Origin of the sequence: Rheinheimera sp. NSM, from assembly GCF_052380015.1 — a bacterium.
In the GTDB taxonomy this organism is placed as follows: domain Bacteria; phylum Pseudomonadota; class Gammaproteobacteria; order Enterobacterales; family Alteromonadaceae; genus Alishewanella.
Genome location: NZ_JBQTCI010000003.1, coordinates 55,048 through 68,070, shown reverse-complemented (window position 1 = coordinate 68,070; position 13,023 = coordinate 55,048). Strand labels below are relative to the sequence as shown.

9 protein-coding genes are annotated in these 13,023 nt (G+C 49.6%); 5 read left to right on the top strand and 4 right to left on the bottom strand.

Annotation, left to right across the window (positions count from 1 at the left end; all coding sequences use genetic code 11):
* Window positions 1–32: 32 nt before the first annotated feature.
* Both ACTZWV_RS09610 and upp read right to left on the bottom strand, forming a co-directional pair.
* Complete coding sequence (locus ACTZWV_RS09610; RefSeq protein ID WP_444786335.1) at window positions 33–923, bottom strand: alpha/beta hydrolase; 891 nt, start codon at window positions 921–923, stop codon at window positions 33–35.
* A gap of 71 nt (window positions 924–994) precedes the next feature.
* Window positions 995–1,621, bottom strand: coding sequence for a uracil phosphoribosyltransferase (gene upp / locus ACTZWV_RS09605; RefSeq protein WP_444786334.1), 627 nt, complete (start codon window positions 1,619–1,621; stop codon window positions 995–997).
* Between the two features lie 117 nt (window positions 1,622–1,738).
* On the opposite strand from upp, the gene ACTZWV_RS09600 reads away from it, so the two are divergent.
* Complete coding sequence (locus ACTZWV_RS09600; RefSeq protein ID WP_444786333.1) at window positions 1,739–3,958, top strand: DPP IV N-terminal domain-containing protein; 2,220 nt, start codon at window positions 1,739–1,741, stop codon at window positions 3,956–3,958.
* 32 nt (window positions 3,959–3,990) lie between these two features.
* Here the strand turns inward: ACTZWV_RS09600 and ACTZWV_RS09595 are convergent, their stop codons facing one another.
* Both ACTZWV_RS09595 and ACTZWV_RS09590 read right to left on the bottom strand, forming a co-directional pair.
* Window positions 3,991–5,247 carry an HD-GYP domain-containing protein gene (locus tag ACTZWV_RS09595; protein ID WP_444786332.1) on the bottom strand — a complete coding sequence of 419 codons (1,257 nt, stop codon included), beginning with the start codon at window positions 5,245–5,247 and terminating at the stop codon, window positions 3,991–3,993.
* Window positions 5,248–5,369: 122 nt separating this feature from the next.
* Complete coding sequence (locus tag ACTZWV_RS09590; protein WP_444786331.1) at window positions 5,370–7,973, bottom strand: TonB-dependent receptor; 2,604 nt, start codon at window positions 7,971–7,973, stop codon at window positions 5,370–5,372.
* Window positions 7,974–8,436: 463 nt separating this feature from the next.
* On the opposite strand from ACTZWV_RS09590, the gene ACTZWV_RS09585 reads away from it, so the two are divergent.
* The 4 genes from ACTZWV_RS09585 (at window position 8,437) to ACTZWV_RS09570 (ending at window position 12,996) form a co-directional block, all read left to right on the top strand.
* Complete coding sequence (locus ACTZWV_RS09585) at window positions 8,437–9,123, top strand: TetR/AcrR family transcriptional regulator (RefSeq protein WP_444786330.1); 687 nt, start codon at window positions 8,437–8,439, stop codon at window positions 9,121–9,123.
* Between the two features lies 1 nt (window position 9,124).
* On the top strand, window positions 9,125–11,440 hold the full coding sequence (locus ACTZWV_RS09580) for an acyl-CoA dehydrogenase (protein WP_444786329.1): 2,316 nt from the start codon (window positions 9,125–9,127) through the stop codon (window positions 11,438–11,440).
* A gap of 71 nt (window positions 11,441–11,511) precedes the next feature.
* Window positions 11,512–12,006: a GNAT family N-acetyltransferase gene (locus ACTZWV_RS09575; RefSeq protein ID WP_444786328.1), complete on the top strand. Its 495-nt coding sequence runs from the start codon at window positions 11,512–11,514 to the stop codon at window positions 12,004–12,006.
* A gap of 126 nt (window positions 12,007–12,132) precedes the next feature.
* The gene (locus tag ACTZWV_RS09570; RefSeq protein WP_444786327.1) at window positions 12,133–12,996 is read left to right on the top strand and encodes a PEP-CTERM/exosortase system-associated acyltransferase; all 864 of its coding nucleotides are present in this window, start codon (window positions 12,133–12,135) and stop codon (window positions 12,994–12,996) included.
* The last annotated feature ends 27 nt before the right edge of the window (window positions 12,997–13,023 follow it).

Sequence of the window (13,023 nt, the reverse complement as noted above, 5' to 3'; positions counted from 1 at the left end):
ATTATAACGGAAATTGTGCTGCGCATTAACAGCTATTTTAACGGTGAATTCAGGGCGTTAACCGCATGCTGAATCTGCTGCTTTGCCATAGCCGGTTGTTCCTGCATAAAACAGTGGCCGCCGCTGACTTGTTCAATGCTGACAGCGCTATTGCGTTTTTGCCATTTTTTCAGCGCTTTGGCGACAAAGTCGTAACTTTTATCACCGTAGATGACATGCACCGGAGGGCACGGCCGGGCCAGTTGTTGCCATAACTTCTCAGGGTAAGACGAGAAAATATCAGCTTCACGTTGCGGCAGGCATTTTAAACTCAGGCCCTGCTCAGTCGGTTTTAGTGCATGGTCAATATAGGCTGCCAGTGCATCAGGGTGCCAGTTGGCGAACATGCCCCTGTTGTTAAGATAATTCAGTGCAGTATCTCTGTCCGGCCAGTGCTGACGACGGCGCAGTGCAGCTTTGGCCATCGGGTTCTTATGATATAAGCGTACCCCCTTTAAGGTGCTCATTACCGTTAGCATGCCAGGGGTAAACAGTACCGGGTCAAGCAAGATGGCGGCGGCAAAGGGGCTGGGGCTGGTAGTGTGGATCAAAGCGGTTAAAATACCACCAAAGCTGTGACCGACGCCGTATACCGGCACCTCTGCATACAAGGTTTTGTGTGCCTGCCAGGCTTCTGCCGCCAGGTCTGCGCTCTTATTCCAGCCAACAAAAGCGCCGCCGTGATCACTGTCACCATGGCCCTGGGCATCAGATAAAAATAAGTCATAATCCGCTGCTAACAGCTGTAGCATAGGTTGATACATCCGGCTGCAAAAACCGTTGCCATGCAACATATGCAATACCGGCTTGCCGCTGGCTTCGCTGCGATAGCCACGCAGGGTAAAGCCTTGTCGGGTATGATAAGACCATGGAATTAACTGCATAGTATTGTTGCCCTTGATAATAAATCCGGCGCTAAATTGCCACGCTTTATACGGTTAAACAAGATCGGGTTTTATTTGGTGCCAAACAGCTTATCGCCGGCATCACCTAAGCCCGGCAGTATATAGCCGTGCTCGTTCAGGCAACGGTCAACCGCCGCGGTGTACAGTTCGACATCCGGATGCGCCTGACGCAGTGCGGCTATACCTTCGGGCGCAGCGACCAATACCAGGGCTTTAATATGCCGGGCGCCGTGCTGCTTTAACAGGTCAATGGTGGCAATAAGCGAGCCGCCGGTGGCCAGCATAGGGTCTACTACTATCGCCAGGCGTTGCCCGAGATCCGACGCCAGTTTTTGAAAGTACGGCACCGGTTGCAGGGTTTGTTCGTCACGGTAAATACCCACCACGCTGATGCGGGCACTGGGTAACAGCTCCAGCACGCCATCGAGCATACCTAAGCCGGCGCGTAGTATCGGCACTATGGTGACTTTTTTGCCCTGAATTTGCTCAATCTCCACCGGGCCACTCCAACTGTCGATGCTAACCGTTTCGGTGGCCAAATCTTTGGTGGCTTCATAGGTCAGCAGGCTACCCAGTTCAGCGGCCAGTTGGCGAAACTGTTTGGTACTGATATCGGCGGCGCGCAGCAAGCCAATTTTATGTTTTACCAGCGGATGGTTAACTTCGGTTAGTTTCATCTGTAAAATCCTCTGTTTATCGCAGCTAAGCATAACGCAAGCGGCTTTTTGTTGCAGTTTAGGCTGAAGCATTATACAAACGGCAAGCAAAATTAAATCAAAGTCGCAGGGACAATAATGCACGTTAAATTACCACGTTTTGTACTGGCACTGTGTTTACTATTCGGAGGCAGCAATATGGCAGATGCGAAGCAACTGGAGTTAGAACGCTTATTTGCTGATCCGGCATTAAGCGGTGCCACACCGCGCTCGTTAAGTATGGCTCCGGACGGCAGCAGGGTTACCTATCTTAAAGGCAAAGCGGAAGATGCTAACCGGCTGGATTTATGGCAATACCATATTAAGGAGGGCAAACACAGTCTGTTGGTCGATGCCGACAGTTTAATCAGCGGCGCTGAAACCCTATCAGATGAAGAAAAGGCCAGACGCGAGCGCATGCGGTTATTTGCCTCAGGCATTATCAGTTACAGTTGGTCGAAAAACAGTGATGCGCTGTTATTTCCGTTAAACGGTGATTTGTATTATTACCAACTAAGCAGCAAAACCGCGAAAAAGCTGACCGACACCAGCGAGTTTGAAACCGATGCGACTATCTCGCCCACCGGGCGCTATGTTGCCTTTATCCGTAACCAAAACCTGTTTGTGCTGGAGATTGCCAGCGGCAAAGAGACCCAACTGACCACAGATGGTGGCGGTGATATTAAAAACGGCATGGCAGAATTTGTTGCCCAGGAAGAAATGGGCCGCATGACCGGCTATTGGTGGGCACCGGACGACAGCAAAATTGCCTTTACCCGCACCGACGAAAGCGGTGTGGCAGAAGTAGTACGCAACGAGATTTATGCCGACGAAATTAAGCTGTTTAACCAGCGTTATCCTTACACCGGCACCGCTAATGCCAAGATTCAGCTGGGCGTAGTAACACTGAAAGACGGCAGTGTTAATTGGATTTCACATGGTGATGACGAAGATATCTATTTACCGCGGGTTGAATGGACAAAAAGTGCCCGTTACTTAAGTTACCAGTGGCAAAGCCGTAACCAGCAGCAACTGGAATTACGTCTGGTCGATTTAAACAACAACCAGCAAAAAGTACTGCTTAGCGAAAGCAGCAAAACCTGGCTGAACCTGCATGATGATTTACATTTTCTGGCTAACGAGCAGGGCTTTATCTGGGCCTCTGAACGTGATGGTTACAAACACCTGTATCATTTTGACTTTAACGGCAAACTACAGCGCCAATTAACCAGTGGTAACTGGGTAGTGGACGAACTGGATGCAGTAAACGAAAAGCAAGGCATGGTGTATTTTACCGGCCGCAAAGATACGCCGCTGGAGCGGCATCTGTATCAGGTCAGTTTAAAAGACGGCAATATTAAGCGTTTAACCGAAGCTGGCTTTGACCATGCGTTGGTTATGGCCAAAGATGGCAGCAGCTTTATCGACAGCTTTTCTAATGTCAGTACGCCTGCTAAAGTGGCGCTGCGTGGTCTTGACGGTAAAGTGCTAACCTGGCTGGAACAAAACGAGCTGAACAGCAACCATGCGCTCACGCCGTATCACGCTGAACTGACGGCGCCGCGTTTTGGTACGCTTAAAGCAGAAGATGGCCAGACTATGCATTACCGGCTGTTTGCGCCAAAAGCCCTGGTTCAGGATAAAAAGTATCCGGTAATTGTCAGCGTATACGGTGGCCCGCATGCGCAGCGCGTAACCAACAGCTGGAGTGCGCGCGATCTGTATCTGCATTACTTAGTACAGCAAGGCTATCTGGTATTTCAGCTGGACAACCGCGGCTCTTATAACCGTGGCAAAGCCTTTGAAGATCCGATTTACTTAAAACTGGGTGAGGTAGAGTTAAATGACCAAATCCGCGGCGTAGAGTATCTGCGTAGCTTGCCGTACGTCGCGGCAGATAAAATCGCTATTTATGGTCACAGCTACGGCGGTTATATGGCCATAATGGCGATGTTTAAAGCCGCGGATTATTTTGCCGCCGGCGTATCCGGTGCACCGGTGACCGACTGGGCGTTGTACGATACCCATTACACCGAGCGTTATTTAGGTCATCCGGAGCAAAATGCTAAGGGCTATACAGACAGTGCGGTGTTCCCTTATGCCGATGGCTTAACAGGCGACTTACTGATTTACCATGGTATGGCAGATGACAACGTGTTGTTTACCCACAGTACCAAGCTGTATAAACAGCTGCAGGATAAGGGCTTGCTGTTTGATATGATCAATTACCCGGGCAGCAAACACTCGATGTTTGGCCAGCCGGTACAAACTCATCTGCATAAAAGCATTACGCAGTTTTTTGACCGCCATCTGAAGTAGTAAAAAAGGCCGGTATTTTACCGGCCTTTTAATTATGGTTTGCCCTGAATATGGTAGCTGACCTGTGCCCTTGGGTTGAGATACTCCGCAATATGTTGCGGTAAAGACTGAATTTTAACCACTTTGCTGATGCTGAGTTTATCCGGCTCCAGGGTAATGATCGGTGCTTCCAGTCTTGGCACATCGGCGTCATACACCAGTACATTAGGACACAGCAGGTTGTCGCTGTTTACGGACATCACAATCCCCAGCCGTTGATCTGACAATAAAACAATGGTACCCGGCGGATACACGCCCATCATTTTAATCATCACTTTCATTTCCCGCTCGGGCAGCTTGCCTTTCATGCTGCGATACATATACGACAACGCATGGTGTGGTGAGCGGGCGTTGTTGATATCTAACGGATGGCATAAATTGTCGAATGCATTCACCACTGCTACAATTTTTGCCAAGGCATCTATTTGCGGCTCTTTTAAGGCTTTGGGGTAGCCACTGCCGTCAATATATTCGTGGTGTTGCTCAATAATAGCCCAGGCATCCAGCGGAAAGATATCGGTTAACCCCACTAACTCGACACCATATTTGGTATGCATTTTCAGCAGATTTTGCTCCGGTGTGGTTAAGGGTGTGGTTTTACGTAAGATTTGGCTGGGTATTTTAATTTTGCCAATATCATGGAATAAAGCACCAATACCTACGGTTTTAACCTGCGCCGGTGTCAGGTTAAGGTTTTTCGCCAGCATCATCGATAAAGTGGCGACATTCAACGAATGATAATACAAGCCTTCCTGCTCTTTCGCGGCGCCGGAGATTAAATGCAGCACCAGCGAATCAGCACCCAGCAGAATATCTGCCATGGCGCTGATCAGGCTGCCGGCTTCGTCTATCGCATTAAGTGGCCGGCTGTTAATTTTGCTCATCAGGCTTTTTACCTGCAGCAAAGATTGGTCAAAGGCTTTTTCGGTGCGCTGTAAATCACGCCGGTGCGCTTTGGCCTGTTCAATGCGCTGCATTTTTTCCTGTTGCATTTTCAGCTGTGCTTCACTGGCGGCCATATTAAACCCGGCTGTGTCCTCGTCGCTTAACTCATCCGGTTGCGCAACTTTGACACTTTTATCCGGGTAGAAAAACACATAGTCCAGATTAAGTGAACGGATTATCTGCAGTTGCTGGGCGTTTTCAATAATCATATCGCCGGATAAAAACGGATGTTTCAACCAGCCGCCCGGCAATTTAACGGCATAACCTAATTTTAATGCCGCAGGTTTAATTTTTAAAACAGACAAGCATAACTCCGGCGCAGTTTAAACAATGTTAGCCATTAGTTTATGCAGCAAAGCGCACAATACCAATGATACAGAACAAAAAAAGGCCGGATAATGCCGGCCTTAGCGTTAGCTGCGGTTTATCAGAAGCGAATAGTGTAGCGTACGGTCCATAAGCGGCCTATCCAGTCATGTACTGAGCTGGCGTAACCATTGGTTGGTGATGACGCATAAGGTGGTTCTTTATCCGTCAGGTTGCGAACGGAAAACAGCAATGATTGGTTGTCATTGATGTCGTAACCAACGCTGCCACTGAATACCAGCCAGGCGTCAACGGTTTCGTTGCCACCAAATTTAAAATCGCCGTCGCCCAGTTCGCTGATGTAATGGGCTGACAAACTGGCAGACCAGTTATTCAGGCTCCAGTCAGTGCCAAAATCTGCGACAAAATCAGGCCGGGCAACTTCGTTGGCGCCACTGAGCTTGCCTAACAGGTCTTCTTTGCTGCTATCGGGCGTTACCTGGCGCTCATAACTAAAGGTTTTCGTGCCCGAGGCATACAGCTTAAAAGTACCGAAGTTGGCGGTATCAATGCGGTAATCAATTTTAACGTCAATACCGTCGGTTTCCTGACTACCGACGTTAAAGAAGCCGGTTCGTAAAAACACCAGATCATTACCGCCATCCAGTACGCAGCCAAATTCCCCGTTTAATGCGGCAATGCTGTCAGTAGTTGGCGCTGTGCCGGCAATACAAGCTTTTAACGTGGTATTGGCATCGACATCAACGATATCGGTGTGCTCATAGCGCCAGTAGTCGGCGGTAATTTGCAGATTGTCAGTAAGGTTCCATGACAAGCCCAGGTTAATGGCTTCGGAGTTTTCTGCATCCAGGTTACGGTTGCCCAGGGTTTCCTGGTCTAATTCTAACTCACCGAATGAGGCACCAAAATCACCGCACAAGGCATCAAATGGTTGATCCGCGCCACAGTTGATGTAGGCCGTGCCCAGGGATTCGCCGGCGCCCAATTGTGATAACGACGGAGCTCTGAAGCCGGTGCTCCATGACGCACGCAAGATCAAATCATCGGTAGCACGGTAACGTAGCGATAACTTCGGGTTGGCGTCACCACCAAAATCGCTGTAATGGTCGTAGCGCAGGGCGGCTATTACATCCAGGCTATCTGTAATCGGCACATTAAACTCGGCATAGGCAGCGTACTGGCTTCGATCGGCTTCGGCATCACTGGCACCCAGTGCAAATACACCACCATCTTTGGCTATTTGCGACGGCCGGTCGAAAATATCTTCACTTCTGAATTCGCCACCAAATACTGCGCTGATGTTGCCGGCTGACAGCTCAATGGGCAGGTCGCCGGCGATATTAAAGTCGACAGAGAATACTTCTGATTCGCCCACTCTCGGCGCCAACTCACGCACTGCGGCGCGTGCCGCTGCACTGTTATCCCGGCCGAGGTTAAACGGGTCGAAGGAGCCGTCGGCAATAGCGTTAAGCACTTTATCCACACCCATATAACCCTGCACGTGGGTAATTTCGTTCTCGGTTTTGCCATAAGTGGCCGCGGTTTCCCACGACCAGTCGGCTAATTCGCCGCGTAAACCGGCCAACAAACGGTAACTGGTGGTGTCATAATCCTGAATACGGGTTTCCGGGAAGCGTGAACGCACACGGATTGAATTCACTTCGCCATCCAGCGCATCAATGTCACGGGCCCAGGCCGGTACCACTGATAAATCACCGTCCATACCGATATCAAAAGCGGCGGCAGCGTCATAGGCAGAACCACTGTTTTGTTGATACATGGCTTCGGCAAAGAATTCTGTGCCACCGGCCAGGCGATAATTGTGGTGCAAGGTAGCGCCTATCGCAGTAGTGTCAGGTTGAATTGCCCGCTGGATCACGTAATCGTAGCGGCAGCGGCTACCGTTATTGCTGGTATTGTCACCACACCAGGGCTCAGCGTAATCCACACCGTCTATGGTGGTGCGGGTGCTGGATGTTAACGTTACTGCTATTGGCCGGTCGCTGTTAAACAGGGCTTCACGGTCAAAATAATCGACGACCAGGGTGGTGTTGCTGTTAGCAGTATTAAAGCCGCCGACATAAGTCAGGTTAGTGCGGCCAAAGTCACTACTGGCGGTGTCATCACCATAAGACACCGAAATTTCATGGCCTTCGACGTCTTTGCGCAAAATAAAGTTGATAACGCCGGCGATGGCGTCAGAGCCATACACTGATGAGGCACCATCGGTGAGTATTTCTACCCGTTCCAGCGCTGACATCGGAATAGCGTTAACATTGACAAAGGAGTCAAAACCGTTGGTAAAGGAATCGACAGCCACGCGGCGGCCATTCACCAGTACCAGGGTAGAGCTGCTGCCCAGGCCGCGTAAACTAACACCGGATGACCCGGCAGGGGCGCCATCAGCGCCACCAACACCGCCATTTTCCGTGAAGGTGCCGGCGCTTGATGCCTGTGGCAAATCCCGTAAAAAGGCGCTAACGGTATCGTAGCCGCGGTTGGCGAGGTCATCACGGCTGAAGATTTGCACCGGATTCGCGCCTTCCATGTCCACACCTTTTAAGCGTGAACCGGTTACCTGAATTTTCTCAATTTTTTCCTGTTCGGCGGTGGCTTCTTCGGCCGCCTGCACGTTATAACCGGTTGTTGCTAACAACATGGCCACACTCAGGGTAGATAGCTTCATTTTTGCTTTAATGTACATACACATTCCTCTGGATAATAAACGCCGCCTTGCAAGGCGATCTGATTAAAAAGCAGTAAAAATGCGTCTTAGCAGCGGGATCCCAAATAGGATGGCAAACGCAACATGCGATTGTCAGTCAGATCAGGGATTTAAGATCAGTAAAAACCTCTGCCAGACGCAGAGGGAGAACTAATTATTGAACCACTCGGACAAATAGTGAGGAGAGACGTAATAGCCGCGATGATTAACTGCACATTTTTGCATCGTTACGCCTCCTTATACTGAAGAATTGATTAATTTGCTGCCGGTTAAACTCGCGGATCTGCGTAAAACTGTCAAGCGCTTTTTAACAATTGGCTGAAATGTACCCAAATTGCCGTTATTTTTCAGCGTTGAGGTTAGACCAGTAACAGATTTGCCGCTTGACAGTTTTCCGATTCAAACGTACATTTCAAACACCTGTTTAAATATTGGTTTGGTAATGACAAGTAAACTCAGTACCCAACATAAAATTCTTGATGCGGCGCAAAGCTTATTTGCCGAAACCGGCTTTAATGACACGTCTTTGCGGCAGATCACCAGCCTGGCAGAGGTGAATCTGGCGTCAGTTAATTACCACTTTGGTTCAAAGAAAGAGCTGATCCAGGCGGTATTGCAACGCTATCTGGTGGTGTTAATGCCACGCTTAGATCAGGAATTTACCCGGTTGCTGGCCTCGCAGCAGGCAAACAATTTAAGCCAAGTATTGTCGGTATTTGTTAAGCCGCTGCTGGAGTTGAATAAAGTACATCAGAACGGTACGCGGATTTTTTTGCAGTTACTCGGCCGTGGCTACACCGATGTGCAGGGCCATTTGCGTTGGTTCTTTAACCATCATTACGGCCGTGTGCTGGATAAGCTGGTGTTATTGGTACAGCAGGCGTGCCCCGATTTACCGCCCGGAGAGTTGTTCTGGCGGTTACATTTTTCGCTTGGTACTGTGGTGTTTACCATGGCATCCAACGAAGCGTTAGCTGAGATTGCTGAAGCTGACTTTAACGAAAAAGTTGATATTGAAGGCGTGATCCTGCGGTTACTGCCTTATTTGTCGGCCGCGATAGCGGCGCCGGTGTCCACCGTTACTCCCATTAGTCAAACCGCGCCGCTGTTGGCGGGTGAAGGAAGGTAATATGTTAGTGCTGTTAATATTAGTTGTTGCTGTGGCGATTATATTGGGTGTTGGCGATATTCGCCGTAACCTGATCACCAAGCCGGTTTTTGCTATGTTTAAAAAAATCCTGCCACCGCTCTCGGATACCGAGCGTGAAGCGATGGAAGCCGGTGATGTGTGGTGGGATGGCGAGTTGTTTAAAGGTAAGCCGGACTGGCATAAGCTGCACAGCTTTCCCAAAGCGGAATTAAATGCCGACGAACAGGCGTTTATGGATAATCAGGTAGAAACCCTGCTGCAAATGCTGGATGACTACAAGATTGTGCAGGAGCAGCGTGATTTACCTAAAGAGGTATGGGATTTTCTAAAGCGTGAAGGTTTCTTCGCGATGATTATTCCTAAGTCCTATGGCGGCCGTGAATTTTCTGCTATTGCTAACTCCACTATTGTATCGCGCATTGCTACCCGTAGTTTAACCGCAGCGGTAACGGTAATGGTGCCTAATTCATTGGGCCCGGGCGAGCTGTTAATGCACTATGGCACCCAAGAGCAAAAAGATTTCTGGTTGCCGACCTTAGCTAACGGTACCGATGTACCCTGTTTTGCACTGACCGGGCCTGAGGCTGGCTCTGACGCCGGTGGTATTCCGGATACCGGTGTGGTGTGTAAAGGCGAGTTTGAAGGTAAAGAAGTTATTGGGATCCGTTTAAATTGGGATAAGCGTTACATTACGCTGGCACCGGTGGCGACAGTGCTGGGCCTGGCGTTCAAGCTGTATGACCCGGACAGTTTACTTGGTGATAAAGAAGAGCTGGGTATTACCTGTGCCCTTATTCCTACCAGCCATAAAGGCGTAGAAATTGGTGACCGGCACTTTCCGATGAATATGGCCTTTATGAACGGTACTACCTACGGTAAAGACGTATTTATTCCGCTGGAGTGGATTATAGGCGGTCCGGATTACGCTGGTCGTGGCTGGCGCATGCTGGTCGAGTGTTTGTCAGCGGGGCGTGGTATCAGCTTGCCGGCATTGGCTACTGCTACCGGGCATTTAGCAGCGCGGATGACAGGTGCTTATGGCTATGTGCGTCAACAGTTTGGTATGTCTATCGGCAAGTTTGAAGGTGTGCAGGAGTCGCTGGCGCGTATCGGTGGCTTCACCTACAGCCTGGAAGCAATACGGGTAATGACCGCCGGTGCTATCGACATGAAGTTAAGCCCAAGCGTGGTAACCGCCATTGCCAAGTACCATATGACAGAGATGTCGCGCACCTTAATGAACGATGCCTTTGATATTCATGCCGGCCGCGCTATTCAGGTTGGGCCGAAGAATTATCTGGCACATGGTTATATGGGTATTCCTATTTCGATCACGGTAGAAGGGGCTAATATTCTGACCCGCAACCTGATGATTTTTGGCCAGGGCGCCACGCGCTGCCACCCCTATGTATTGGCAGAGCTGGAAGCCGCGGCTAACCCGGATGCAGAGCAGGGCTTAAAGCAGTTTGATAACCTGTTGCTGAAGCATATTGGCTTTGCTATCGGTAATACTTTTGGTGCGTTGTGGCAGGGGTTAACGGCTGCTGCCTTTAATTCTGCCCCGGTATCGGGTGAAACCGCTAAATATTACAAACAGTTAAGCCGAATGAGCCGTGGTTTGGCATTAAGTGCGGATTTTTCCATGCTGATTTTAGGCGGCGAGTTAAAACGCCGGGAAATGCTGTCGGCCCGCTTAGGTGATGTGTTAAGCCAGCTGTATATTGCTTCAGCAGTGCTGAAATTTTATGAAGATAATGGCCGCCAGCAATGTGACCTGCCGTTTGTGCATTACAGCCTGCAGCGCGCGCTGTTTGATATTGGTCGTGCCTTTGATGGTTTCTTTGCCAACTTCCCGAACCGGGTGGTGGCGCGGTTATTAAAAACGCTGATCTTCCCGTTCGGTATTGGTTACAAGATGCCAAATGATGACACCGCCATTCAAATTTGCGAAGCGCTGTCTAAGCCTGGTGTCGTGCGAGACCGCTTAACCCACCTGTGTTATATCGGCGCAGATGAAAATGACGCCACCGGGTTAATGGAAAGTGCTTTTGTCGCCATGCACGCAGCACAGCCGCTGATGAAGAAAATATACCAGGCACAGCGCGAAGGTAAATTGGCGCGTAAACAGCCGTTGGCTCAAACCATCGAGCAAGCTTTAGCTGCACAGGTAATTAGCGCAGCAGAAGCAGAGCAACTGACAAAGATGAACACATTGCGCTTCAGTGCCATCAGTGTTGACAGCTTTAAACCAGGCGAGTTGGATGCTATGGCGATAGCCTCTGCTGACGCGGCTTAAACAACTTGCTACACTCAAACGCCGGCCGGGTTTTCGCTCTGCCGGCGTTTTTTTGTTTTTAAGGAATGATAATGTCAGCAGATATCACATTACGTTTAGCCACAGAGCAGGATATACCAACCATATTGGCGTTTATTCAGGGCCTGGCAGACTATGAAAAACTGGCCGATCAGGTAGTGGCCACGGAAGATAAGCTGCGGGCCAGCTTATTTGGTGCCAAACCCTATGCCGAAGTGGTGATTGCCGAATATCAGCAGCAGCCGGCCGGCTTTGCGCTGTTCTTCCATAATTACTCAACCTTTCTTGCTAAACCCGGTATCTATCTGGAAGACTTATTTGTGCTGCCGGCTCATCGGGGCCGGGGCCTGGGCAAGTTGCTGCTGAGCTATCTGGCGAAGCTGGCAGTAGAGCGCGACTGCGGCCGTCTGGAATGGTCAGTGCTGGATTGGAACCAGCCGGCGATCGATTTTTATCAGGCGCAGGGTGCCAGCATGTTGCACGACTGGCGTATTAATCGTGTTACCGGGCCGCAATTGCAGCAATTGGCGCAGCAGTATACCGACTGAGTTATAGTGTTTGGCTACTGCCGCTAAAATAAGCGCTATTCGTTGTGGCAACTCACCTAACTCAGTCTAAGCTATGTAGAGTTATTTCCCTCTTACTATGTAGCCTGCAGGTTTACGGGGTGTTTTATGAAACGTTTAAAAGCGCTGGCAGATAAACCTATTATTGGTGGTGTGGTGAAAAAAGCCATGGCGTCGCTGGCCAGCAATGATGCAAAGACTATTTCGGAACACTTTTCGCAATACCTGAAACCGCAAATTGCCGACACAGACCAATTGCGGCATGAAGTATACAAATTACGCCACAATGTGTACTGCGAAGAGCTGCATTTCGAAGATGTAAAAGAAACCTATGAAGAAAAAGACGAGTTTGATTTAAGGGCAATTCATTGTTTTGTTCGCCATATCAGTTCCAACAATCTGGCCGGTACCGTGCGGTTAATTACTTCGGCGCAAGATCATGAACTGTTGCCGATAGAGCAGTTTTGCTCACATGCGTTAACCGACACCGATATTTCGCCAATGAAATATGCCAGGCATGAGGTGTGTGAAATCTCCAGGCTAGCGGTACCGGCGGCCTTCCGGAAACGTGAAATTGATAAACATGCCGGTGCCGCCACCGGCGCCATTAACGAACAGGTATTCTCGCAAACTGAACTACGCTGTTTCCCTTATATTGCTGTCTGCTTATATTTGTCTGCCGCCGCCATGTCTTATAAGACCAAGCGCTACCATGTGTTTGTCATGATGGAGCCCAGGTTGGCCAGAAGCTTAAGCTTTGTTGGCATTATGTTTCGTCAATTGGGTCAACCGATAGAGTTTCATGGTAAGCGGGCGGCATACTATATTGACTCCAGAGAGTTGAAAAAAACCCTGAGCCAGGGTTATCTGAAATTGCTGCAGGCAATAGAGCGTGACTTGTTTGAACTGAAAAAACCGGGTTCACCTTCTTCCGGCGCAGTATTCTCGCCTAAACTTATTGCCGCACATTAGCCGTTATGCCGGACTACACATAGGGAA